At 53.4% G+C, this 26383-nt stretch carries 24 protein-coding genes; 16 read left to right on the top strand and 8 right to left on the bottom strand.

The features are described from left to right. Positions 1–32: 32 nt before the first annotated feature. Together OXH16_03520 and OXH16_03515 are read right to left on the bottom strand one after the other, a co-directional pair. The gene (locus tag OXH16_03520; protein ID MCY3680439.1) at positions 33–1721 is read right to left on the bottom strand and encodes a dihydroxy-acid dehydratase; all 1689 of its coding nucleotides are present in this window, start codon (positions 1719–1721) and stop codon (positions 33–35) included. An 88-nt stretch (positions 1722–1809) separates the two neighbouring features. Then, the gene (locus tag OXH16_03515; GenBank protein MCY3680438.1) at positions 1810–3660 is read right to left on the bottom strand and encodes a phospho-sugar mutase; all 1851 of its coding nucleotides are present in this window, start codon (positions 3658–3660) and stop codon (positions 1810–1812) included. A gap of 125 nt (positions 3661–3785) precedes the next feature. Here OXH16_03515 and OXH16_03510 point away from each other — a divergent pair, with 125 nt between their 5' ends. From OXH16_03510 to OXH16_03450, 13 genes are all read left to right on the top strand, one after another. Next, positions 3786–4541: a DUF2953 domain-containing protein gene (locus OXH16_03510; protein ID MCY3680437.1), complete on the top strand. Its 756-nt coding sequence runs from the start codon at positions 3786–3788 to the stop codon at positions 4539–4541. 30 nt (positions 4542–4571) lie between these two features. Beyond that, entirely contained in the window at positions 4572–4955 is a 384-nt protein-coding gene (locus OXH16_03505) for a spore germination protein GerW family protein (GenBank protein ID MCY3680436.1), read from the top strand. A 6-nt stretch (positions 4956–4961) separates the two neighbouring features. Next, a complete protein-coding gene (recG, locus tag OXH16_03500; protein ID MCY3680435.1) occupies positions 4962–7055 on the top strand; it encodes an ATP-dependent DNA helicase RecG in 2094 nt (697 codons plus the stop codon). 106 nt (positions 7056–7161) lie between these two features. After that, positions 7162–8172, top strand: a complete 1011-nt coding sequence (locus OXH16_03495; GenBank protein MCY3680434.1) for a carbohydrate kinase family protein — start codon at positions 7162–7164, stop codon at positions 8170–8172. After that, positions 8172–9146 (top strand): FtsH protease activity modulator HflK, encoded by a 975-nt coding sequence (gene hflK, locus OXH16_03490; GenBank protein MCY3680433.1) that lies wholly within the window; start codon positions 8172–8174, stop codon positions 9144–9146. Before OXH16_03495 ends, hflK begins: the two co-directional genes overlap by 1 nt. A 1-nt stretch (position 9147) precedes the next feature. After that, entirely contained in the window at positions 9148–10008 is an 861-nt protein-coding gene (gene hflC, locus OXH16_03485) for a protease modulator HflC (protein MCY3680432.1), read from the top strand. 92 nt (positions 10009–10100) lie between these two features. Then, the gene (locus tag OXH16_03480) at positions 10101–11033 is read left to right on the top strand and encodes a peptidase MA family metallohydrolase (GenBank protein MCY3680431.1); all 933 of its coding nucleotides are present in this window, start codon (positions 10101–10103) and stop codon (positions 11031–11033) included. Beyond that, positions 11030–11632 carry a dephospho-CoA kinase gene (gene coaE / locus OXH16_03475; GenBank protein ID MCY3680430.1) on the top strand — a complete coding sequence of 201 codons (603 nt, stop codon included), beginning with the start codon at positions 11030–11032 and terminating at the stop codon, positions 11630–11632. The genes OXH16_03480 and coaE overlap by 4 nt, the downstream gene beginning before the upstream one ends. Next, complete coding sequence (gene gcvPA, locus OXH16_03470) at positions 11629–12960, top strand: aminomethyl-transferring glycine dehydrogenase subunit GcvPA (GenBank protein MCY3680429.1); 1332 nt, start codon at positions 11629–11631, stop codon at positions 12958–12960. The genes coaE and gcvPA overlap by 4 nt, the downstream gene beginning before the upstream one ends. Then, positions 12960–14399, top strand: a complete 1440-nt coding sequence (gene gcvPB / locus OXH16_03465) for an aminomethyl-transferring glycine dehydrogenase subunit GcvPB (protein MCY3680428.1) — start codon at positions 12960–12962, stop codon at positions 14397–14399. Before gcvPA ends, gcvPB begins: the two co-directional genes overlap by 1 nt. A gap of 28 nt (positions 14400–14427) precedes the next feature. After that, positions 14428–15246, top strand: a complete 819-nt coding sequence (locus tag OXH16_03460; protein ID MCY3680427.1) for a hypothetical protein — start codon at positions 14428–14430, stop codon at positions 15244–15246. Positions 15247–15398: 152 nt separating this feature from the next. Beyond that, complete coding sequence (locus OXH16_03455; GenBank protein MCY3680426.1) at positions 15399–16166, top strand: phytanoyl-CoA dioxygenase family protein; 768 nt, start codon at positions 15399–15401, stop codon at positions 16164–16166. Positions 16167–16174: 8 nt separating this feature from the next. Continuing rightward, a complete protein-coding gene (locus OXH16_03450) occupies positions 16175–16945 on the top strand; it encodes a phytanoyl-CoA dioxygenase family protein (protein ID MCY3680425.1) in 771 nt (256 codons plus the stop codon). A gap of 3 nt (positions 16946–16948) precedes the next feature. Here OXH16_03450 and OXH16_03445 read toward each other — a convergent pair whose 3' ends face one another. The 4 genes from OXH16_03445 to OXH16_03430 all read right to left on the bottom strand — a co-directional run bounded on the left by OXH16_03445 (position 16949) and on the right by OXH16_03430 (position 21452). Beyond that, positions 16949–18274, bottom strand: a complete 1326-nt coding sequence (locus OXH16_03445) for a GWxTD domain-containing protein (GenBank protein MCY3680424.1) — start codon at positions 18272–18274, stop codon at positions 16949–16951. 89 nt (positions 18275–18363) lie between these two features. Next, positions 18364–19203 (bottom strand): phytanoyl-CoA dioxygenase family protein, encoded by an 840-nt coding sequence (locus tag OXH16_03440; GenBank protein ID MCY3680423.1) that lies wholly within the window; start codon positions 19201–19203, stop codon positions 18364–18366. Between the two features lie 10 nt (positions 19204–19213). Next, entirely contained in the window at positions 19214–19993 is a 780-nt protein-coding gene (locus OXH16_03435) for a phytanoyl-CoA dioxygenase family protein (protein MCY3680422.1), read from the bottom strand. Between the two features lies 1 nt (position 19994). Then, a complete protein-coding gene (locus OXH16_03430) occupies positions 19995–21452 on the bottom strand; it encodes an arylsulfatase (protein ID MCY3680421.1) in 1458 nt (485 codons plus the stop codon). Between the two features lie 136 nt (positions 21453–21588). On the opposite strand from OXH16_03430, the gene OXH16_03425 reads away from it, so the two are divergent. Next, positions 21589–22368: a hypothetical protein gene (locus tag OXH16_03425; protein MCY3680420.1), complete on the top strand. Its 780-nt coding sequence runs from the start codon at positions 21589–21591 to the stop codon at positions 22366–22368. 2 nt (positions 22369–22370) lie between these two features. Here OXH16_03425 and OXH16_03420 read toward each other — a convergent pair whose 3' ends face one another. Continuing rightward, entirely contained in the window at positions 22371–22814 is a 444-nt protein-coding gene (locus OXH16_03420) for an SRPBCC family protein (protein MCY3680419.1), read from the bottom strand. A gap of 120 nt (positions 22815–22934) precedes the next feature. Between OXH16_03420 and OXH16_03415 the strand changes: the two genes are divergently transcribed. Then, on the top strand, positions 22935–23984 hold the full coding sequence (locus OXH16_03415; protein MCY3680418.1) for a M42 family metallopeptidase: 1050 nt from the start codon (positions 22935–22937) through the stop codon (positions 23982–23984). 6 nt (positions 23985–23990) lie between these two features. On the opposite strand, the gene OXH16_03410 is transcribed toward OXH16_03415, so the two are convergent. Continuing rightward, on the bottom strand, positions 23991–24941 hold the full coding sequence (locus OXH16_03410) for a 2OG-Fe(II) oxygenase (protein MCY3680417.1): 951 nt from the start codon (positions 24939–24941) through the stop codon (positions 23991–23993). A 1-nt stretch (position 24942) separates the two neighbouring features. On the opposite strand from OXH16_03410, the gene OXH16_03405 reads away from it, so the two are divergent. Continuing rightward, positions 24943–26383: ABC transporter substrate-binding protein (locus OXH16_03405; GenBank protein MCY3680416.1), on the top strand; the 1441-nt coding region annotated here is incomplete at its 3' end.

Below are 26383 nucleotides of genomic sequence, written 5' to 3'. Positions count from 1 at the left end.
GACAGGTATCCTTTCTTTTAGGGGGTTATATCTCACAAAAAATCCAGGTCTGCGCCGAGATGAGCGGGCAAAACGCATTTGGCATACAAATGTCGCCATCCGCGCTCGGGAATTGGCGCAGGAACAAAAGCCTCGCGGCGACGCGCAAGCTCTGCCTCATTGACCAGCAAATCAATGCGGCGTTCTCTTGCATTCAACTCAACCATGTCGCCATCGCGCACAAAAGCAAGCGGTCCCCCTGTCGCCGCCTCGGGAGAACAGTGCAACACCACCGTACCATAAGACGTCCCACTCATGCGCGCATCGGAAATCCGCACCATATCTTTGACCCCTCTTTGCGCAAGATATTTGGGAATGGGCAAAGACCCCGCCTCGGGGAACCCATCCCCCACGGGACCGGCATTACGCAAAATCATCACATGATCGGACGTAATATTGAGAGAAGGATCATCAATCCGCGCAGATGCATCCTCAGCAGAATCAAAAACAACCGCGGGGCCCCGGTGCGCCAACAATTCGGGAGACGCCGCAGCAACCTTCAGCACAGCCCCATCCGGCGCCAGATTGCCGCGAACCACGATCAGCGCGCCCGTAGCACCAAGTGGATTGTCCAGCGTGCGAATAGTACTTTGCCAGGACTGAGGAGGTTGAACCGTCTTCAAATAATCGCCCAACGCTTGCCCCGCAATCGTCGGCACAGAACAATCCAGCAAAGACGCCAGCGCCTTGAGCAACGCGGGAACGCCACCCGCCTCGTGAAAATCCTCCATATAACCCACACCTGCGGGCTTGCAATCCACCAGCAACGGCACCCGTTGCGACATCTCGTGCATATCTTCCAGAGTCAGCCGAGTCCCCGCCCGCCGCGCAATCGCCAGAAGATGAACAATCGCATTCGTAGAACCACCCAGCGCGTGGAGCACCGCGAGCGCATTGAGAAACGACGCCCGCGTGAGCAATTGTACAGGACGCCGTCCCGCGCGAGCAAGAGCAACAGCCATGCGTCCAGACCGCACACCTACGCGCAGGCGATCTCCCGTACCCGAAAGCGGTGACGCACCACCAGAAACCATCAAACCCAGCGTCTCCACCACACTCGCCATCGTCGAAGCAGTCCCCATAACCATACACGTCCCCGGCGTACTGCAAAGCGACTGCGTCACACCTTCGATCTGCTCATCGCTCAGTTCCCCTGCGCGATATTGCGCCCAATAACGGCGGCAATCTGTACACGCGCCCAACCTCTCACCCTGCCACGAACCGGTCCGCATCGCGCCAGACACCACCTGAACAGCTGGAATATTAGCCGAAGCAGCAGCCATCAACTGCGCAGGCACAGTCTTATCGCACCCCCCCATCAGCACCACCGCATCCATAGGCTGCGCCGTAATCAGTTCCTCGGTCTCCATAGACAGCAAATTCCGAAAAAGCATCGTCGTAGGCGAAAAGAAAATCTCATTCAGCGAAAGCGTGGGAAACACAAAAGGCAGGCCACCGCCTTCAAAAACCCCGCGTTTGACCGCCTCGATCAAATCCGGCATATGCCCGTGGCAGGGATTATAATCAGAAGCCGTCGAAGCAATTCCAATAACGGGACGATCCACATCCTCGCCGTCATATCCCGCAGCCGCGAGAAAAGCCCTGCGAATATACTTACTAAATTCCGGATCGCCGTAACTCGTCAAATTCCGGTTAATACCTGTATCTGTCGATTGGGTCATAGTAAATGAAGTGTGAAGGAGGAGGTGTGAAGTGTGAAATGAGTAGAAGCACCAGCCTTTGGGTGATTGGGCGGGGCCTTCTCACTTTTCACTTCTTACTTCTTACTTCCTTTAACGCGCACTCTGCTGAAACAAGCATCCCATTGACGATCTCCTGAGCGAACTGATCGACATTTTGTCTTGTCTGCTCCAGATCCTCCCCAGCCAGATCTGCGCGATCAGCCGAAGTCGCCGAAACATAATACTTGATCTTGGGTTCTGTACCAGAAGGCCGAGCAGTAACCCGCGTGTGCCCTTTCTCCGACAAGGTAAAAGCGAGAACATTGCCCATAGCACCCTGAATCGTGCGCGTAGAACCCGCCTGAACATTGCGCACAGTATTCGTCTGGCGATCAATAACCTCAACCACCTTATGACCGCCAATTTCAGCAGGCGGATATTGGCGCAGACCATTCATAATCTGGGCAATCTCCTCATTGCCCCGTGCGCCTTCTCGATACGTCGATTTCTGCACCTCGCAAAAATATCCGAACGCGCGATAAATATCATCCAGATAATCCCGCAACGTGCGACCTTGCCTCTTGAGCTGAGCCGCGCACTCCGCGAGCAAAACCGCAGCAACAGCCGCATCCTTATCGCGCACAAAATCGGTAAACAAATAACCGTGGCTCTCTTCCGTACCAAACACAAAAGTCTCATCATCTGCCAGACTATTAATCACATCACCAATATATTTAAATCCAACGAGCAGATTGTCAACAGGTATCAAACCAAAATCCCTCGCAATAAGACTAATGAGGTCCGTCGTAACAATCGTCTTGCACACAACCCCCTTATCGGGCAATTTGCCCTGATCCCTGAGCGAAGACAAAATATAATAACACAAAACAGCGCCAATCTGATTGCCATTAATCGCGAGATCTTCCGGGTCGGCATCCCATCCCCTCTGCGGATCGGGCAGCGCACAACCCAGACGATCGGCATCTGGATCGCTCGCCAGAACAATATCAGCCCAAACCTGTCTTGCATCTTCAATCGCCAGAGAAAGCGCACCTGGATCTTCGGGATTTGCCACACCCCCTGCCACCGTAGGAAAATTGCCATCCGGAACATCTTGCGCCTCAACAACGCGCAAATGGGAATATCCCAACTTCTCGAGCGCGGGCACAACACTCGTTGAACCAACGCCGTGCAGCGGCGTATATACAACACTTACATCGCGGGCATCGCAAAGGGAAAGGTCAGCCAGCTTGTCAATATATTGCGCATCGATCTCTGCATGAATCACCTCAATCAATCCCCGTTCTACCCCCTCCGCATAATCAACCCTATCGAGGCCCTTAACAGCACCAACCTCGGCAATAATATTCTTATCGTGCGGCGGAACCACCTGCCCGCCGTCGATCCAGCACGCCTTAAAACCATTATCCGACGGAGGATTGTGACTCGCGCTAATAACCACTCCTGCAACAGCCCCTATCTGACGCAGTGCAAAAGAAAGATGAGGCGTAGCCCGAGGACCGTCAAACAGACGCGCGACAACACCATTACCCGCAATAATCGAAGCTGTCTCCCGCGCAAAAACATCCGAATTATTGCGCGTATCGTATGCGATCACCACACCCATATCTCTGGCATCTTCAATACCCGACTTGAGTATATATTGCGCCAAACCCTGCGCCGCCTCTCCAATCGTCCTCAAATTGATCCGATTGGGACCCGGCCCCATCTTACCCCGAATACCCCCCGTACCAAACTCGATATGGGTGCGAAAAGCATCCTCGAGTTCGTCTATATCTCCATCTTCGATAAGCAATTGAATTTCCGGAACAAAATCGGCAAACTCTGGATCAATAAGCCATTGCGAAAGTCCTTGAAATGCCGCGGCAGAAATCCTGTTCTCCGCCGTCCAGTTCTCGATCTGCTGGTGTATCGTCATAAATACTCCTGTCCATCGCGTTTACATAACTATCTATTGCCAAATATTGCAATCTGCGCGCCACCGTGTCAAGTGCATAGGCAAAACTACTTGACTTTAACGCTCATTTTTGCCCTATTTTGAAAATGCTTACAACAATCTTCATCGCCATTGGCCTTGCGCTGGGTATCCCCCTTGCAATTCTGGCACTCTTCATATTCTTGCCAATCCGCGCAGGCGCAACGGGATACTACCGCGAAAATGACTACAGTATATCCGGCTTCGCGCGCGGTTGTGCCGGGCTATGTGGTATTATTTGCGACATTGACAAAAAGGGAATACAACTACGCGTCGTTATCGGACGCTGGGCCGTGTGGCGACCCGAAGAAAAACCGCCATCACCGGCCCCAACAACAGAACCCGAAAAAGATACCACCACCAAACCAAAACGGGACAGACCAGAATCATATCCGACAACAAAACCCTCCTACTGGTCGCGCTTGCAAACCCTGCACGCGAAAACAAAACAATACCTGAACTACGCCGCGGATGCGCGCCCCATACTGACGCGATTTGCGAAGCGCTTATCAAAAACAATAGCATTTCAGCACCTCGAATTAAATCTGGAACTGGGAACAGACGACCCCGCCTTCACCGGACGTCTATTTGGATATGTTGAAGCATTCAAGCGCATCTTTGGCAAACGCATCCACATCTCAATCACCCCTGACTTTTTGCAACCGCGCTTTGCAGGATCGGGATCCTTGAGAATCTCCATTTATCTTCACCGCCTGATATTCGCCGCACTCGCCCTAACTATACGCGGCGGACTCTGGCGCGCAAAAATCTGGTGGACAAAACGCAAAAACAGGCGCAAAGTCCCCTTAACTGCTGACTGCTAATTATCGCGACCTTATTTATCGGGAGGACACATGGCCATTGAAGACATGGTGCGAACGATGTTAAACGAACTGCGTGAAATCGTACAAACCGAAACCGTAGTAGGCGAGCCTGTTGTCGTGGGCGAAGTCACCATCATCCCCGTATCCAAAATATCCTTTGGATTTGGTGCAGGCGGTGGGCAAGGCAAAAAAGACGACGGAAGCAGTGGCACGGGCGGAGGCGGCTCTGTGCAACCCGTGGCATTCATCGTCATACAAAAAGGCAAAGCACAGCTTCTCCCCATAGAAGACAAAAGCATGTCCATCGCCGACCTGCTCAAATACGCGCCTGATTTAATTGAAAAAATCAAAGCGTTTAAGGACAAGCGAAAACAGAAGGAAGAAGTGAACGACGACAGCGAAGAAAAAAAATAAAACACTATGCTCTCAAACTTAAACCAGCCCCTGCGAACCCTGCCGGGCATTGGGCTAAAGCGCGAAAAAGTATTGGAAAACGCTGGCATCGCCACCGTGGGCGATCTGCTGCTCTACCTGCCCTATCGGTACATAGATCGATCCACCGAAGTCGGAATCGCACACCTGCCGCTGGAGCGAGAAGTCACCGCAGTTGGCGAAATCGTAAGCATGCAAACAATCCCCGGCAAGCGTCGGCGATTCGTCATGACAGTAGAAGACCAGACCGGATCGGTCGCCTGCACCTATTTTGGAGGCATTCAATACCTCAAAAATGCATATCGCGCGGGCGACATCGTGGCACTCGGAGGCAAATTGACGCGGTTCGGGCGCACCCTGCAAATAGTACACCCCGAAATAGAAGTTCTCGCAAACGAAGACGACGACAACCAGCGGCTACACACCGGACGCATCATCCCCTTGTATTCCACCACATCAAAAATGAAAGCAGACCGCCTCACAGCCCGCGCACTCCGCCGCCTGTTATTCGCCGCGCTACAAGCTATTGGAGATCAAATCGAAGACCCATTGGACGAAAACATACGCAAACGCCGTGGCCTGATGCGCCTTAGAGACGCAATTGAAAAAATTCATTTCCCAGACACAAAAACGGACATAGACACTGCGCGGCAACGCCTATCATTTGACGAAATCTTCTACATCCAGCTTTATCTGGGACAAGCAAAAAAGCTTCGCCAGCGCACCCCCGGGCGCGTCCTGACATCCAGCGGTCCCCTGACGCAACAACTCGTAGCGCATTTGCCCTTTGAACTCACACAGGCGCAAACGCGCGCCATTGCAGAAATCGGCCATGACTTACAGCGCCCCATAGCCATGCACCGCCTGTTACAGGGCGATGTGGGATCCGGCAAAACCCTGGTCGCCCTCCACGCCATGTTGTGTGCCGCAGACAGCGGCGCGCAGGCCGCCTTAATGGCACCCACAGAAATCCTCGCCGAGCAACACGCCCACACCATCCGGGAACTCACCGCCCCATTGGGCTTAGACATAGCACTGGTAACAGGACGCATGCCAAAGGCGCAACGCGACAAAATACTGAACGGATTGCGTTCTGGAAAAATACAACTAACCGTCGGCACACATGCCCTGTTGCAAAACGACATCGCATTTGCCGATCTCGCGCTCATCGTCGTCGATGAGCAACATCGCTTTGGCGTGGTACAGCGCGCCATGCTGCGCGAAAAAGGCAATGCGCCCCATCTCCTGGTCATGACCGCCACCCCCATACCCAGATCCCTATCGCTGACCCTGTACGGCGATCTGGACGTCACCATCATCGACGCCCTGCCGCCCGGTCGCATCCCTGTACGCACGGGATGGCGTTATGCACAGGACCGCGCCCGCGCACTGCAATTCCTGTGCAGCGAATTGCAACAGAATCGCCAGGCATATATCGTCTATCCACTCGTATCCGAATCCGAAAAAAGCGACCTGCAAGCCGCCACCGCCGCCTTTGAAAACCTGCAACAGGGCGCACTCTCCAACTTTCAACTGGGCTTGCTTCACGGCCGGCTAAAACGCGATGAAAAAGAAACCACAATGTCTGCCTTTAGACGCGGCGACCTGAATGCACTGGTCACGACAACAGTCATAGAAGTCGGCGTCGATGTACCCAATGCCACAGTCATGATGGTCGAACACGCCGAGCGTTTTGGACTATCGCAACTGCACCAATTGCGCGGACGCGTGGGCCGCGGTCAACATCAATCCTACTGCATCTTAATCGCAGACCCCCAGGAAGGGCTATCAGATGACGCACATGAACGCCTCGACGCCATGGCGCGAACAACGGACGGATTCGAAATTTCAGAAGCCGACTTGTGCATCCGGGGACCCGGACATATCTTTGGCACACAACAAGCTGGCTTCCCCAAATTTCACTTTGCCGACCTCGCCCGCGACGGTGCCTTAATCACCGCCGCACGCCGAGAAGCACAGACACTCCTGAACCGCGACCCAAATTTGACCGCACACACTGTTTTAAGACGAGAATTAGCCGCAACCGCACGCCACGACATGCAAATTGTAGAAGCGGGATGACCGCTTATAGCTAACCGCTAATAGTTGACACCCATATTGTATTATGGTAGATTGATTCGGTTTCATCTGCGGATGATCTTTTTCACCATTACCCGGAAACTGACTGATGAATCATAAGCTGCGCATTGCGTTGCTTGGCACGATTAACCGAGACACGATTCACACCGCCGATGGCGTAACAACCGAAAGCTACGGCGGTTTGTTGTACAGCATCCTGGCACTGGCCGAGATCGCGTCTTCTCGGGTAGCGATTTATCCCATCTGCAATGTAGGCGCAGACATGGAAACCGTAGTGCGAGAAAAACTCGCGCCATATCCGCACGTCAAATTCGACGGCATCCGATTTGTATCGGGCAAGAATCCCCATTGCTTTTTGGACTACGACGCAAACGGGCGCAAACGCGAAACCCTGCACAATGACGTCCCGCAAATCTCTTTTTCACAAATTGAACCATTTTTAGACTGCGACGCGATATGCTTTAATTTCATCACCGGAATGGAACTCGCGCTCGAAACCGCACAGCGCGTACGCCGTTCCGCCACTGGCTTATTGTTAATGGATGTCCACAGTCTAACCCTGGGCATGGATGAAAAACGCCGCCGGTTCTGGCGCGTGCCCCCGCAGTGGGAAAAATGGATGGGATGCGTAGATGTCGTACAAATGAATGAGCAAGAAGGCGCTTTGCTCGCCGGCGAAACACTTGATGGAAAAAACGCAACACGCCGTTTTGCAAAACGAGTACTGTGCGCGGGACCTTCGGTATTGATGATCACGCGCAGCAACCGCGGTTCTGAGACAATTTTTCAAGATGATCGCTCAGACATTGTAATCGACCAGTTTGACCCCGCGCCCATATCCGAACCCTGTGACGAAACCGGATGTGGCGACACCTTTTTAATGGGATATACCTGGGCCTTCTTGCAAACGGGCAACCGCGCAGTTGCAAGCCGTTTTGCCAATCGAGTGGCGGGTATCAACGTGTGTTTGCGCGGCATTGAGGGCATTGCGAAAATAAATCAATTCTTAAACCCCGAAGACCTGCCTGTGCAGGACATTCAGACAGGTCAACCTGCCGTATTAAACGGCATTCTCCCCGGTCCTGAAAGGAGGGCCTGATGCAAGAATATCAATTTCCAAACCGTCCAAATTTCGATTTGCAATTCAACCCCAAGTTCATCTATTACGGGTTAATTGTACTGGCATTGCTCTGGTTGGCCAGTGGCATCTATACGGTGCGGCAAGATGAGCAAGCAGTCGTATTTCGATTTGGACGAGCGGTAAGCCTGGAAGATCCTGGCATCCACTACCACTGGCCCACACCCATCGAGCGCGTTGAAAAAGAGCGCGTATCAGAGGTAAAACGCCTCGAAGTCGGCTTTCGCACCATCAGCGTAACGCCCACGCCGAGATACCAGAAGGTCACAGCCGAATCCGCCATGTTGACCGGCGACGAGAATATCGTCGATGTAGAGTTGATCGTTCAGTATCGCATCCGCGATTTGGAGAACTACTTGTTCCAGGTCAACGACCAGCGAAAAGCCGTCAAAGACGTGACCGAGGCCGCATTGCGTCAGGTCATTGGGCAGCGCACCATTGATCAGGCCCTCACAGAGGGCAAGCTGGAAATACAGGAAGAGATACTGAAACAGGTTCAGGAAGTCCTGGACCTCTACCAAATCGGCGTGCGCGTCGATCAGGCCAAATTGCAAACCGTATCTGTACCCCAGGAAGTCGATCACGCATTTAAGGACGTCGCCAACGCGCGAGAAGACAAAGAACGTCTCCGCAACGAAGCCGAAGCCTATCGCAACGACATCATCCCAAAAACGCGCGGTGAAGCCGAAAGAATGATTCGAGAAGCCGAAGCCTATAAGGTCGAGCGCGTCAAGCGCTCACAGGGCGATGCAGACCGCTTCGTCGAGGTGCTCAAAGAATACCGCAACGCAAAAGACGTGACCGAAACGCGAATGTACCTCGAAACAATGGAAAAAATTCTGCCCGGCATACAAAAATACGTCGTCGAATCCGATGGCAAGGGCGGCATCCTCAACGTTCTCAACTTGCAAAAGCCATTAGGAGGAGGAAATTGACATGCGCAACCTCGTAACCCTGGTGGTCATTTTGATAGCTGCCACCATTTTATTGCAATCATCGTGTTATATCGTGGATGAACGCGAACAGGTCGTCGTCACAGAATTTGGACAACCCGTACGCACCGTGCAATCCCCGGGCCTGCATTTTAAGATCCCATTTATCCAACAATTGCACACCTTCGAAGATCGCCTGCTGTACAGCGATGCCGATCCCAGACAAATTTACACACAGGACAAGAAAAACCTCATCGTCGATAATTTCGCCCGCTGGCGCATCACAGACCCACTCAAGTTTTTGGTATCTGTCCAGAATGTCTCCTATGCACAATCGCGCCTGGACGACATCATTTTTTCTGCTGTTCGAGAAGAACTCGGCCAACGCACGCTGGTCGAGATCGTAGTTACGCACCGCGAGGAAATCATGAAAAAAGTAACAGAGCGCTCCCACGAGGCAGCACTCGGACTGGGCATTGATATCCTCGATGTGCGGATTAAACGCGCAGACCTGCCGCGCGAAAACAAAAACAACGTATTTGAACGCATGCGTGCCGAGCGCGACCGGCAGGCCAAAGAATACCGCGCCGAGGGCGAAGAAGCGGCTCTGAAAATCCGCGCGGAAACCGACCTCGAAGTCGCGCGACTCAAATCCGAAGCCCTGCAAAAATCGCAGCTAATTCGCGGTGAAGGCGATGCCGAAGCATTGCGTATCTATGCCGATGCCTTTGAACAAGACCCCCGGTTTTTTCAATTCTGGCGCACCCTCGAAGCCTATGAAAAAACCCTGGGTGAAGGAACAACCGTCGTGATGCCTCCCACCAGCGACTTCTTTAAGTACCTGACCAAAAAGCGTCCGCGGTAGAAATGGTCTGTAGGGGACGGCCCCTGTGCCGTCCCGTCTGTACCCCATCGCCCTGAATTTGGGTGTAGGCTACGCCTCAACGAGGCAACCCCATGTCTGCCCGTTTAACGAAAATCTCGTATCTCTGCTTTCTCCTCCTCTTCTCTTTTTCCGCAGCAAACGCGACAGAATGGCACAAATTTGAACGCGATGGACTCGCCTTATACCTCGCGCATACCGATGCGGTTCGGGCACGAGAATTGTTGAACGCACTCCTTATTGGACGCAATGAAATCCGGCGCAAACTGGGCGGCGCCCCCGAAATTCCCATAGCGGTTTATCTCGCACCGAGCAAAACCGTTTTTGGAGAATTGACACACGGGCGGTTGCCACACTGGAGCGCGGGGGTTGCATTTCTCGAATCGCGCACCATTGTACTGCAAGCTGGCACCGACAATTTACTACAGGTTGCGCGGCACGAATTTGCCCATATATTTTTGCACGCCATTGCGCCATCGCGTGTACCCGTCTGGTTTCACGAAGGCGTGGCGATGTGGGCGTCGCACGAGTGGCGCTTGCGACAAAGCGCGGCAGTGTTTTACGCGGTCTTTTCGGAAAACTTAATCCCGCTCTCCGAAATTGATGAAGTCCTATCTTTCCCTTCGGCAAAAGCCGATCTGGCTTACACGGAAAGTTTGCTGGCAGTCTCGTTTTTAATCCGTTTGGGCGGTCCTAATGCCGTGGTCGTCATGCTTTCCGAGTTGGAAGCAGGCGCGCCCTTTGAAGTCGCATTATTTCGCGTAACTGGCGAAACGCCCCGCGAATTTGAGCGGCGATGGCGCGATGATGTACAGGCGCGATTCAGTCTGATGACACTACTCTTTTCGCCCGATTTGATCTGGCTGTATCTCACCTTGCTCTTGCTACTCGCCTATATATGCGTGAGACTGCGGAACCGCGCGACCTTGCGTCGGTGGGAAGCCGAAGACGCAGCCGAAGAATTGACCCTGCAACTGCGCGTATATCGCCGAGAGGACGAGCAGTGATCATAGGCGTAACAGGAGGCATTGGCGCGGGCAAAAGCACCGTGTGCGCCGTATTTGAAAAAGCCGGCGCATGCGTAATCGACGCCGATGCAACAGGTCACGAAGTACTCCGCGACACGACTGTGATTCGCAACCTGACCGATGTGTTCGGACAGGAGATTCTGGATTCCCACGGGCAAATCGCACGCCGGGAATTGGGCAAGCGAGCCTTTGCCTCTGACAAAAGCCGCGAAAAACTCAACGCCATCGTGTGGCAACCGCTTCGGCAGTTATTGCTGGATAAAATTCACGCGGCTCTGGATCGAGAACCCACACGCCCTGTCGTTGTAGATGCGGCCCTTCTGGTCGAACGCGGCGATCCCAAAAAAATCGTCGATATACTCGTAGTAGTAACCGCCCCAAAAGCCCTGCGGATTCAGCGGACAATGGCGCGGTTGGGCATCTCCAGAGCCGAAGTTGTGGCGCGACTGGCCGCACAGTTGCCCGAAGAAGACAAAGTCTCAGTCGCAGATTTTGTCGTAGTCAATGACAAAACACCCGCCGTGTGTCGCCAGCGCGCGCGGGCTATCTGGAACAAATTGCAATGTGAGGAGAGATGAATTACACGCCACATACAGAACGCGATATTCAGCACATGCTCAACGTGATCGGAGTAGCATCCACAGATGATCTATTTGCACCCGTTCCCGAATCACTGCGCCTGAAAGCGCTCAATTTGCCCTCTGGAATCAGTGAAATGGAAGCGATGGCTTTTGTGCAATCGCTAACCGACCGCGGAAGCGAGACACCCCTATCATTCCTGGGCGGAGGTGCTTACGATCACTTTTCGCCCAGCGTGGTCGATGCCATCATTTCACGAGGCGAATTTTTTACAGCCTACACGCCCTATCAGCCCGAGGTGAGTCAGGGAACCCTGCGGGCTATTTTTGAATTTCAATCCATGATTTGTGAACTGACCAACATGGAAGTCGCCAATGCGTCCATGTACGACGGCGCTTCTGCACTGGCCGAAGCCGTACTTATGTCGGTCCGGCTGAACAACCGCACGCGCATCTTATTGCCGCGCAGCCTGCACCCGTTTTACCGCCAGGTAGTAGCGACCTATGTGCGGGGGATAGATCTCGAACTCGTGGATATTCCCTGGTCCGACTCCGGCACACTGGATATCCCCGCTTTAAAGCGCGAATTAAACGACAATACCGCCGCCGTGGTCGTACAAAATCCGAATTTTTTGGGCGTACTCGAACACCTGGACGAAATTGGCGACCTCGTCAACAATACCAGAACGGCTTTTGTAGCCTGCGTCAACCCCATATCCCTGAGCGCGATTCGCCCGCCGGGCGACTTCGGTGCCGATATAGTCGTAGGCGATGGGCAGCCATTGGGCCTGCCCCTGTCTTATGGCGGACCTTATGTCGGCTTTTTTGCGTCGCGAAACGCACACGTGCGCAAAATGCCCGGTCGCATCTGCGGACAGACCACCGATGTAGATGGCAAACGCGGCTTTGTACTGACATTACAAACCCGCGAACAACACATTCGACGCGAACGCGCCACATCAAACATCTGCACCAACCAGACCCTTTGCGCAACTGCAGCAACCGTGTACCTATCCTCGGTCGGACCGCAGGGCTTCCGAGAAGTTGGCGAATTGAACTGGCATCAAAGCCACCGCGCATTGCAGGCATTAACCGCATTAGACGGTGTGCGCCAAAAATTCTCCGGTCCAATATTCAACGAATTCGTTTTGGAAACAGACCGCAAAGCATCCGATGTTCTAACAGCTTTGCAACATCGGGGCATTGAAGCCGGCATAGACCTGGGCCGATTTTATCCCGAACTCGAAAATTGTATTCTCACATGTGTCACAGAAAAACGCACAGACGCCAACATTGATCGCCTCATCGATGCGTGGAGGACATTGTAATGGATCGCGATATATTGATCTTTGAACGCGGCGCACCAGACAGACGCTGTGTCGCATTTCCCGCTGCTGTGGATTCCGGAACAGCGATACCCGAAACCATGCGCCGCGATGTGCCTCCCGGTCTCCCCGAAGTGAGCGAACTGGAACTCGTGCGCCACTACACCGCGCTCTCACAGATGAACTTCAGCATCGACACGCATTTTTACCCCCTGGGATCCTGTACCATGAAATACAACCCCAGAGTACACGAAAAAGCTGCGCGTATCCCACAGATCGCGGGATTGCATCCCCTATCGGAAAATGCCCAACCCGCCCTGCAAGTCATCTGGGAAATGGAACAGGTGCTCAAAGCCGTCAGCGGAATGGACGGATTCACCTTTCAACCCACAGCCGGAGCGCAGGGCGAATTCGTGGGCATCTCACTGATCGCCGCCTATCACAGGGCACAGGGCAATGCCAAAAAAGTAGTCCTCATTCCAGACTCTGCCCACGGCACAAACCCGGCAACCGCGGCAATCTGCGGATATGCAGTACAGGCAATAAAATCAACAGAACGCGGCACAGTCGATGTGGAAGACCTCAAAACGCACTTGACCGAAGACGTAGCCGGATTGATGTTGACCAACCCCAACACATTTGGCGTATTTGAAGACGAAATTGAAGACATCGCCGCGTTAGTACACGACGCGGGTGGCCTCTTGTATTACGACGGCGCAAACTTAAACGCCTTTCTGGGCCAGTGTAGGCCCGGCGACATGGGCTTTGACGTCGTACACATCAACCTGCACAAAACATTTACCACGCCCCATGGAGGCGGGGGACCAGGTTCTGGTCCAGTAGGCGTAACAAAAGCACTCTTGCCATTCTTGCCCTTGCCCGTAGTCCTGAAAGAAGGAAATGCGTTTAAGCTCGACTTTAACCGCCCGGAATCCATCGGCAAAGTGAGTTCATTCTACGGCAATTTTGGCATGGTAATACGCGCGCTAATCTATGCCAAAATGCTCGGCGCAGAAGGCATGCGCCGCACCAGTGAAATGGCCGTCTTGAATGCCAACTATATCGCGGCAAAACTCGACCCCTACTACGACCGCCCCAAAAATGCACAACCCATGCACGAAATGGTATTCTCGGCATCGCGACAAAAAAAGGCGAACGGGATCACCGCAACCGACATCGCCAAACGGCTGATCGATTACGGCGTCCATCCGCCCACCATTTACTTTCCCCTACCCAACGTAGCCCCCGAAACCATGCTAATCGAACCGACCGAAACCGAAAGCCTCGAACAGGTCAACGACTTTATCGAAGCCATGATTCAAATCGCAAAAGAAGCCGAAGAAAACCCCGACCTCCTCAGAGAAGCCCCCCACGCAACGCCCGTGCGAAGATTGGACGAAGCAACCGCCGCGCGAAAACCCATCCTGCGCTGGAAATTGTAAAACACCTCACCAAAAGGCAGGTGCTATCATGTCCTTCCAATTCACAGAAAAACACATCGCCGATTACCACACCCTCGGCTATACCATTTTCCAGAACATCATACCCACATCCTTACTCACGGACCTGCGCCGCGTCGCCGACAAAGCCAGAGAAATAGCGCGCAAAGTCACCGGCCCACAGGCACAGCGCCTCCAGCCCATCGCCAAATACGACCTCGACCAACAACCCTTCAAAAACTACGGCGAACTGCCAGAACTCAACGACGCCATCCATCGCGTCCTCACCCCGCAACACTACCACGCCGACCTCGACCGCACCGGCATCCTCCTCGAACCCGCCGAATACCCCTGGTGTACGGACTGGCACCGCGACTGGCGCGATCACATGCCCAGGGAAGTATTCGAATCCGAATTTCGCGAAGAGTGGCAATGGCAATCATTCCACATCGACTACCAGAACCAGATCAACTGCGCCCTATACGAAGACCCCGCCACCTGGATCGTACCTGGCAGCCACTATCGCCAGCGCAACCTCCCCGGCGAAATCGCCGCCAAAAACGCCTATGACCGCGAAAAATTCCGCAATCAGAGACCCGTATCCCACGAACAACAAGAACGCGACTGCCTCGACTACACGCGCAACATGCCCGGTGCTATTCAACTGCGCCTCAACGCGGGCGACTTCGCCCTCTACCGCTCCAGCGCCTGGCACCTCGGCAATTACGTACCCTACCGCAAACGCGCCACCATCCACGACTTCTGCGGCACACCTGAATATTCCCAACACATGAACGAACGCGTGGAAAGAAAAGAAACCGCCATCAAACGCCTTGCATCTGCGACATAAACCGTCGTGTAATAACTATTGTCTCTGAATTTTTCTATTCGTAAATTGAGCATGACTGCGATAACAGTTCATCGGGATTTGCCTCGCCTTTGGGTGGCGGGGTAGGGTTCGTCTATTCGTCTATTCGTCTATTCGCATTAAGGAGCCACGTCATGCAACTCACACCCGAACAAATACGTGAATTTCACGACCGCGGTTACGTCAAAATACCCGGAGCCATATCAAAAGCCATGGTCGATACCGCGCGTCAGGCCGTCAACCACTCCATCGGCACCCTGGGCCCAAATGGCGAAGACATGTCCAAACATCGCGCAGCGCAATTCTGTCGCGATTTGAATGGCGCCCCGGTTATCATGAACCTCTTCAACGCCAGCCCGGTCATCTCCATCGCCGAATCGCTCATGGGAGAAGGCAACTTGCAAAAACCCATCAGAGGTGCGCAAGTCGCCCCGCGCTTCCCCACAGTAATCGGCGAAGTCCCACCCGAACCCCGCGGCCATCTCGACGGCATGGGCACCGGCACAAACGGCATGCCAAAAGGCGTGTACCACCGCGGATTCACCGCCTTCGCCGTCATCTACCTGGCCGACGTACCCGAACCCTACAGCGGTAACTTCACCGTCTGGCCTGGCTCTCATCGCTTCTTCGAAAACTACCTCAAATGCGAGGGCCTCGAAACACTCTCCAACGGCACCCCGCGCGTTGACCTGCCCGAAGGGCCGGACATGGTCACCGGCAACGCCGGCGACCTCATCATCGCACACCATCAGATGATCCACACCGGTGGCCCCAATGCCTCGCCCAACATACGCTACGCCGCCATCGCGCGTCTGCGCCACATCGACTGCGACAAAAATGGCAACGAAGGCTTCCAGGACATCTGGCGCGAATTTCCCTGCGTCCGCGACGTCCTATCGTAGAGTTCACCATGTCCATTACCATCACCGAAGCGCAAAAACAACAATACAAAGACGAAGGCTATTTCATCCTCGAAGCCGTCATACCCGAGCACCACCTCGAACTCCTGCGCGACGAATGTCAGACCTTCATCAACTCCATGCACGCGCGCATGGACGAACAGGGCACGGACACCATCGGCATCAACCACCGCAACAAACGCTACTTCGTCTCCAACTGCTTTCGCCAGCAACCCAAACTCCGCGCCTTCCTCTTCAGCGAACTCATGGCCGAAATATGCCGTGCCACCCTCGGTGACAACGCGTACCTCTTCTGGGAACAATACGTCGTCAAAGGCGCGGAAACCGGCATGAAATTCTCGTGGCATCAGGACTCCGGCTATGTCGGTTATCCCGACCACAAACCGTACCTCACCTGCTGGTGTGCGCTCGACGACATGAGCGAAGAAAACGGCACCGTCCATCTCCTGCCCTATTCCCGCAGCGGCATTCGCTCGTGGGTACACCACATCGTCGAAGAAGGCAGCAACGACAAAGTCGGCTACTTTGGCAGCGACCCCGGCCTCATTGCAGAAGTTCCCGCAGGCAGCATTGTCGCCTTCTCCAGCATCGTCTTTCACAGCAGCAGCACCAACACCACCCCAAAACTGCGCCGCGCGTACCTGGGCCAATACTCCTGCGAACCCATCCTATCCTCCGACGGCAGCAAACTCTGGGGCAACGCCGAACCCTTCCTCCGCAATGGCAAATCCACAGTCGGCGAACCCCCACCCGACATTTGACGACTAAAACTCCCGCCACCAGTACGGATTGGACATCTCCCCCGGATAAGAGGAATGAACCAACTCGTAAACCCCCGTACCTCGCCGATCTCTAAACACAAATTCGTAGCGCCGATGGGTCTCGTAAAACCAGACCTCCGAAGGTTTCTGACCCGCCGCAGAAGTCCGGTAATCAATATCATCGGGCGGCCCATACTGAATATAAACCCGTCCCCGGTCCGTATCCGATCCCCTTACGCCAGCCCCAAAATGCGTCTCTACATAATGCATACGCATCAAATGCTGCAACAGACGCTCATTGGTCGGCGTATCGGGCGCGTCGTCCAACTGCTTCCAAAACACCTTCAAAAATGCCAGCCTGGCGGTCCAACTCTCCAGCGCGTCATAAGTCCGCCGCGTCTTCTCATCGGCGATATACCGGATATCTGCATAATACCCGATCAAATCCCTCTGTACCTGAGTAAGCCCCTCGGGCAAATCTTTTGAAACCAGAAAAATGGGCCGTCTCGTCTGAAAATACTGCCGACTACTCCCATCAAACGCCTCCACCTGAAGATCATAAGTCCCCTCCCGCAAACCCTCTGTATCCAGAACCTCTGCCCTCACACAACTCTCTCCCGGCTTTAAGAACCGCTTGGCCGGATAAGTACGCACAACCTCCTCCTCCGCATCAATCAGACGGTACCCCATAATAAAACTCTCTCCCGACGACGACAGATTATACACCTCAAAATAAATCTGCAGCGGCTCTCCGATAACATAATTTCGGGTAATATTCGGCACGACCTTCCAGCCCTGCTTGACAAACCGATGTACTTCCCCGCTTCGCGCCACATGAGAAGCCAATTGCAAATCGCTAAACACCAGCCCCGCACGACGCTCGTAATCCGGTATCTGAAGCGGCACAGTACAACGCCCACTCTCCTCCGCATGAATATCCTTAATCTGCACAATCAGCCGATAAGCACCCGGCTTCAAATCAAAGAAAACAACATCCTTAAACGGTGCCCCAATCCCCACATCCAGCTCCGGTACAGCAACCTGCTGCACCCATGTTCGATGTGCCACCCGATTATCCAGCGTATCCAGCACCACAGCAACCAGAGAAATTTTCCCAACGGACTCACCCGCCTGTTCTCGCAGTTGAAGCTGATTCGCATCCAGCAACAGCGCCACCTCCTGTCGGGTATATCCCTCAGGACCTCGAAAAGCCGACAAATCCACAAAAAAACGCAGGTTGCCCGTACTCTTCAAAGGCAAATCCTGCGCTCCAGTGCCACCCGCGTGCGACCAGATGAGCAGCACCGCGACACAACGTATCCATCTCATGGCGTATCTTTCCCAATTAGAAATTAGAAATTTGGGGACGAGGACAATGAACTGCGACCAGTTGTACACCGCTTCTTAATTCCTAATTCTCAATTCCCAGCCTCCTCCATCAACCGCAGCCAATCCTCATGACCGCTTGCCACCCGCCCCGGATCTATCGCGCTTCTCGCAACAAAGCCGGGCACCTCCTCGCGCCCGGTTGGCAACCTGTAATCGCTATATCGAATATCCAGACTCCAGCGAATGTGATCGGACGCATTGGGAAACGAGCGATGTATTGTCTTGTGCTGAATCAACGCGGCGCCCCCGGCAGGCAGCACGGACAAAACGCGATCGCCCGGCGGCAGCCGATCCTCGGGAATCTCCTTCTCCGAATCCGCCGGATCGTGCGGAATAATACCGTGCTTATGACTCCCCGCCAAAATCTCCAGACAGCCATTCTCCACATCCGTATCCACCAGCGGCACCCAGAAATTGACCATAAACGTCTCCTCCACCTCCGGATCCAGAAACGCGATATCCTGATGCCACAACACCTCTTCCTCACCGGGCATCTTTGCGCGGATATTAAACTGCGGATGCACCAGAATTTCCGGCCCAATAATCGACTCTACCACATCCAGAATAGCTGGATGGGTCAACAAAAAAAACAAACCCGCAGTCTTGTGCGCCTTGCCCAAAATCTCAGCTACAAAACGCTTATCCGTCTCCAGCGCCTCGCACAAATGCGCCAATCGACGCTCAAAAGGCGCGTCCTCAAAAAGACTCTCCAATTGCCCCAGGGCATAAGCTTCCCTGGCCTTCTGTCCAATCACCGCATCAAACTCATCCACAAGCGGCTGATACGCCCCTGGGGGCAAACATTCATCTATCAACAAATACCCTGCATCCTTATAAAAAGCAACCTGCTCATCAGTCAAACCACCCATGATTCATCTCCTATTTCTTCCACTCCTCACAGCCCCCAAACGGCATAGTCTCCCCCGGAACATACCGCGGGCGCGCTGCATACACATTTGCAACACCGGGATCGGCTTTGCCGCGCACGAGAATATTCTCGTGATCTTCTCTATTCACCCATGTACTCGTCGGAATATACCGCAACGTAAGCCCAACGCGCCACTGATCCGAAGTATTGGCATTGGAACCGTGGATAATATTCGGATTGTGGATCGAAACATCGCCCGCATTGAGCTCCAGGTCAACCGCATCGGAATCGTCAATCTGATCGGGATGAATCCCCACGCCGAGCACGTACTTTTCTCGATCCAGATCAATGAGATCGCGACGCTTGAGCAAATGCTTATCATGCGTCCCCGGCAACACCCGCATACAGCCATTCTCAACCGTCGAAGGCGTCCCTGCCACCCACAAAGTCGTCACCTCCATCGGCTCGAGGGGCCAATAAGACCCATCTTGATGCCACTGCACAGCCTGACCATCGCCTGGAGGTTTGGCGATATAATGCGCGGCAAACATCGCCACATCGGGACCGAGAAACTGTTCCGCAATATCTACCAGACGCTCATCACCCACGAGCCGGTGCATAAAAGGATCGCGGGCGAGCAAATGGTGATGCAAACGCTCGGGACGCACGCCCGGATTCCGCTCAATAAGCCAGTGGACGTGTTGCACCGTCTCCTCTGCGAGCGCCGCATCAATCGCCTCACGTGCGATAACATAGCCATTTTGATCGTATTCACTACGCAAATTATTCATATCACCCCGACCTCATCGCTCGCAATCGATCCGCCATCCGCTCGGCAACATCGGGATAGACCGACGCCACATTCTCAATCTGCCCAATATCGCCCGAAAGATTATAAAGTTGCGGAACAGGAGAATTGCCAGTCTCAATATTCACATTCGTATTCACAGGCGGACCCTGGTGGGGCGGAATAAACACCCAGTCCCCCTGTCGCAAAATAGTCTTCGCCTGAATACCCTCCAGAACAATCTCCGCCCGACCCTCATCGCTTTTTCCCAACAGAGCATCGAGCACATCCACGCTATCGGGACCTGCATCCGCATCCAGCGACACACCTGCAAGCGCAGCAAAAGACGCGAGAAAATCGACCTGACTGACCAGCGCATCAGACTCCCCGGCCTCCACATTACCGGGCCAGGAAACGATAAAAGGCACGCGAGTACCCCCATCGTACATACTGTATTTGCCCCCGCGCAACGGACCTGCTGGTCTATGATCGCCGCACAACTCAACCGCCTCGTCGTAATAACCATCATTCAACACCGGACCGTTATCACTCGAAAAAACCACAATCGTATCTTCTTTCAAACCACACCGATCGAGCGCATCGAGCAACTCGCCAACACACCAATCCATCTCGGCAATCGCATCGCCGCGCGGACCCAATCCAGTGCGCCCTACAAATCTGGGATGCGGCAACCGCGGAACATGGGGTTGGTGGAACGCGTAATACAAGAAAAAAGGATTATCCTTGTTATCCTCCACAAATGAAACAGCCTTATCCAAAAACACATCAGCCATATCTTCATCCACCCAAAGCGCAGCCTCGCCCCCTCTCATATACCCGATCCGACTCACGCCATTGACAATACTCATATCGTGCCCGTGGTGGAACATCATCTTCAGCAACTCGGGATTGTCTCTCCCTGTCGGCAACCCCGGAAAGGGCTTATTCTTATCGTACTCCACCTCAATCGGGTCAGACGGATCGAGACCCACCACATCTCTGCCATCCAGATACACACACGGCACGCGATCATTGGTCGCGGCCATGATATAAGAATAGTCAAACCCAATATCCAGAGGCGTCAGCGGAAGCGGCTCATTCCAATTTTGATTCCCCTCGCCAATACCCAGATGCCACTTGCCAACAACACCCGTAGTATAACCCGCCTCCTTGAGAACAGCAGGCAACGTAGCAGTACCCGGATCTATAATAAGCGGCGCATCCCCGGGCAAAATATGCGCGCGTTCATTGCGCCAGGAATAAGATCCCGTAAGCAGACTATAGCGCGAAGGCGTACACGTCGCCGCCGTAGCATACCCCTGATAAAACATCACACCCTCAGAAGCCAAACGATCAATATTGGGCGTATCGAGTACCGTAGCACCGTAACAACTCACATCTCCAAAACCGAGATCATCCGCGTACATAACAACAATATTGGGGTGCTTTGACGAAACTTTCATATTTTTTTGTATCCTTTCGTTTAACTTCTGGCGCAATCGTATCCCGTTGCGTAAATTACGGGTTCGCAATATAGGACGTTATCCAAACCGCAAGCAAGCGGAAATAATCACCACACGCATTGAACAAGGAGAATATATGATTACTCGATTGACAATTCTCGCGGTATTGCTAAGCACAATGGCCCAGGCGGAAACCAATCCCCCCGCCGAAGGATTCAACCAGTCGGAATCCGACGCAAAAGCAATTGAAATTGCCGATGCAGTCATGGAAAAAATGGGCGGATGGGAAAATTGGAATCAGACCCGATACATCACATGGCGTTTCTTTGGACGGCGCATGCACGTATGGGACAAATGGACGGGCAACCTGCGGCATGAAGACGGGGACATGCTCATCTTGACGAACATAAACACCAAAAAAGGCCGCGTCTGGTTTGGAGGAACAGAGCAAACAAACCCCGACTCAGTAAAAAAATATATGAACCAGGGTTACAGGCGGTGGATCAACGACTCCTACTGGCTCGTCATGCCCTATAAATTGAAAGACACCGGCGTCACCTTAAAATACAGCGGCGAAGACAAAACCCTGGACGACCGCCCCGCGCACAAATTGACCCTCACCTTTCAAAACACCGGCGTCACGCCGCAAAATAAATACGACGTATGGGTAGATCAAGAACACAACCTGGTCACAGAATGGGCTTTTTATCGCAACGCATCGGACGCAGAACCGCGATTCCGCAGCCCGTGGACAAACTGGACAAAACACGGCAACATCCTGCTCTCCGACGGACGCGGATCAACGCGCAGAGGCGAACGCAAGCATACGGATATAGCCGTCTTTGATGCATTACCCGCCTCAGTATTTGAAAATCCCGACCCCGTAGATCTAATGGCCCTCAAAGGATCGATGTAAATCTATCCAGCGAGAATATCCTTCAGCGAATCAAAACCACCTTGAAAAACCCCATTGCCGACAAAATCGACCAGTTCCTCTTCTTCATCTGCCGGACAGCCAAATTCTGCAGTCCACTGAATATACGTCCGATTGCCATCCGTAATGGGCGTCAAACTCAGCGTTGCCACATAATCTTCAACCGGCATAGGCGACTCGAGAATAGAATACGTACACGTAAAAGTGACATCGCTCAACGTCAGCAATTGTTCGCGAATATTGCCGCCATCATGCAAATTAAAATTGCGAATACAGCCCACACTATCGCTGGGTTCACCACCTTCAATATGGCTATCTGCAATCGCGGGATGCCATTCGGGCAACGCATTAAAATCGCGAATTTTTTTCCACACAGCATCTACTGAAGCATCGAGCACTGAACTGACAAAAACACTGGCCCTGGCCATATCGTCCTCCTCGTTGAAAATATACTGGTAAAAATGGGCACACAATATACAAAAAAACCCAGAGCAATCACAGCGAGGAACACAAGGGCTATCACCAATAATCAATAACAGGAGATCAGCATGGAACTATTAAAAGAATTGTGTGAATGTTCGGGAGTACCTGGGCGCGAAGAGCGACTGCGCGAAATCGTGCGGCGAGAGTTGGAACCCATCGCAGATGAACTTCGCGTAGATGGGATGGGCAACTTAATCATGAAAAAGAACGCAAGCGCGGGCGAGAACCCCAAAAAACTAATGCTGGCCGCGCACATGGACGAAATAGGCTTTGTCGTATCCCACATCGACAAACAGGGCCTCTTGCGCCTCGTACCCCTGGGCGGGCACGATCCCCGCAACATGGTCGCACAGCGCGTCACCGTCGCCGGCATTGAAAAAGATCACATCGGCCTGTTGTATCCCGGCGTAAAACCCCCGCATATCCAGACAGAAGCCGACCGCAACAAAAAACTGGACGTCAGCGACTTTGTCGTAGATCTCTACATGTCAGCCGACGACGTCAAAGAAGAAATCGAAATCGGCGCAATGGTCACACTGCAACGCGACTTTGTCGAAATCGGCAACGGCGTAAGTTGCAAAGCCATGGACAATCGGATCGCCGTATATGTCATGATCGAAGCCGTAAAACGGGCTGAATCCTTCGCCTTTGAAACATATCCCGTAGCCACAGTACAGGAAGAAATCGGCCTGCGAGGTGCAACCGCGAGTGCTTTTGGCGTAAATCCAGACGTAGGCGTAGCACTGGACATCACACTGGCAGCCGACATACCGGGCATCCCCGAACACGAACAGGTCACGCGCCTGGGAGAAGGCGCTGCGATAAAAATACAGGACTCCAGCTCAATCTCACACCCGGGATTAGTCGCACACATGAAAACCCTCGCAAAAAAGCGCGACATCAAATACCAGATGGAAATACTACCCCGGGGCGGCACAGACGCAGGTGGCATACAGCGAATTCGAGCCGGAGTACCCGTAATCACCTTATCCATTCCCACGCGGTACGTCCATACCTCTATCGAATTGGCCGACAAAGACGACATCGAAGCCACGATCCAACTACTGGCAGCCTTTCTCGAAGAAGGCCATCGCACAGATTGGGACATGGTATGAGTTTCGCTACCGCCTCTGCTCCTCATGAAACAAAAACGAAAGCAACGTAAACCGACGTCCCCGGGTCACGGGCTGGACCTCGTGGAGAAAAGAACTGGAAAACGCAATAGCATCGCCTGCTGGCGGGCGATAGCGGTGGGGACCAAACTCGGGAAAAACGAGATGACCGCCTGTATAATCGTCATTGAGATTGAGCGTAAGCGCAAAGCGACGGTGGGCAGTTGAAGGACTGAGATTATCGCGATGCGCGTGAAAAAAACCCCTACTCTCCGAGTCGTAACACGCTATTTTGAAACCCTCGAAACGCGTCGCCCGGTAGTGGAAAGCGCGCTGTACCTCGGGCATAACCCGCCGCCCCACCGTAGAAGTAAGCAACCGCAACAGTCGGGCATCGGTAACCTCGTGGTCTCGCCGCTTTTTGTTCTGATAATCAATAACATCGCGCCGAACGCCAGATTGGGAACTTTCAACACCGGTTTCTATATTGCCCTTTGTCGCCCACACATTGATAAGCGCCTGGCAGACATCCGAAGTCAGAACATTGGGAATAAGCAGAACCGGCGCCTGGACATCGACATCAAGAGCCAGATGGGAAGGCAGACTCTCAAACGCCTTATAAATCTGAACAAACGCATTCGGATCCTCAATCCCCGACAGAACCCGCAGATTGGCATCCAGCGCAAACGCGGCAAAAACGCCATCGAGACCATAAGCTTTGCCAACCGCGTTTTCACTATCGATAAATACAGTACCATTAACCTGTACTGGTTCCGACGGACTAATAACAAAAACATCTACCTCTTCCGAACGCTCTAAACCTTCTAAAACCCGTTCTTCCCCGGTAAAAATCAAAAGCGTCGGACGACCGCCTGCGCGGGAATAAAAGCGCGTTTGAGAACCGTCCATAATCGGAAGAACAAAGTCGGGAGCGCGTTCGCCCCGATTCAGGATACCCATAGTGAGCCTCTTAGCGTTTAACATGAACCACCATTTACCCTGCTTCTGCCTATCTCTTCTCTTACTCGGATGCCTCGCTCCCGATCCGGGACAGAACATACCCACCCAATCCACATCCAGCGCTCAAAAGCAAGCACCTCAAACCCGTGCCCCCCTCAAAATCAACCCCGCCATACTCCAACACCGCACCTTTAACGAAGCCCCCATGTTCTCACAACAGGTCAAACAGGGCAAACTCCCCCCCGTCTCTGAGCGACTGCCCGAAAATCCCCTCGTCATCGTACCCACCGAAGAAATCGGCATCTACGGCGGCACACTGAGACGCGCCCTCACCGGCGACATCGTACAAACCCCGGGACCCAACAAAACCCTCAACGAAAACCTCATGGGCTACGAACGTCCCTTTCCAAACAGCATCCAATACAACCTATGCGAGCACTTCACTTATGAGGACAGTGGCAAAGTCGCAATTTTCAAAATCCGCAAAGGCGTCAAATGGTCCGACGGCCACCCATTCACCGTTGACGACATCCTCTTCTGGTATTACGACATGACCTTTGACGACAACGCCCGTCAAAACCCCTTTCCGCCAGCCGGATGGATGGTAGATAGCAAACCCATGCAGTTCAAAAAAATTGACCCTCACACCCTTGAAATCTCCTCGTCAAAACCCCTGGGACGCGTACTCCACGAACTCAGCCGCGCTCTAATCGCCGCGCCAAAACACGTCCTATCGCCCCTACACCCCAGATACAATCCCAAAACCGATTACAACGCCTTTCGAGAAGCCACGACCAGCGCGCAACTACTCATGCAGCCCGGCATCCCCCGCATCTCAGCCTGGATCCCCGTCGAATGGATTCGGGGTCAGCGCATCATCTATGAACGCAACCCCTACTACTGGAAAATAGATACAGCGGGCAACCAGCTACCCTATGCCGACCGCATCGTATTCAACATCATCCAGGACCCCCAGGTCATTCTGCTAAAATTCATCAACGGCGAACTCGACTTAATCGGGCGTTATACCCGCATCGACATGTTCCCCACCCTCAAAGTAAAAGAGAAAACCGGAAAATTCAATCTCCGACTCACCGGACCCAACAGAGGACCGGCTTACCACCTCAACTGGGACGCGCCCAAGCCCGCCTTGAGCGAAGCTTTCCGCAACAAAAACGTCCGCATCGCACTCTCACACGCTATAAACCGCGAAGAAATTGACGAAATAGTCTTCCACGGCCTCCTCGACCCCTCGGGCTATTCCTTTGGCCCCATAAGCCCTTATTTCTCTCCAAAAGCCTATAAAAAATACGCCGAATACGACCCCGACAAAGCCAGATACCTCCTCGACAGCGAAGGCTATGTCGATACCGATGGCGACGGCATCCGCGAACTTCGGGATGGCTCCCGCTTTGAACTCACCATCGACTTCGTACACCCCG

It is taken from the genome of Gemmatimonadota bacterium (assembly GCA_026705765.1).
In the GTDB taxonomy this organism is placed as follows: domain Bacteria; phylum Latescibacterota; class UBA2968; order UBA2968; family UBA2968; genus VXRD01.
The sequence above is the reverse complement of the archived record's forward strand: the minus strand, read 5'-3'. Positions and strand labels throughout refer to the sequence as shown.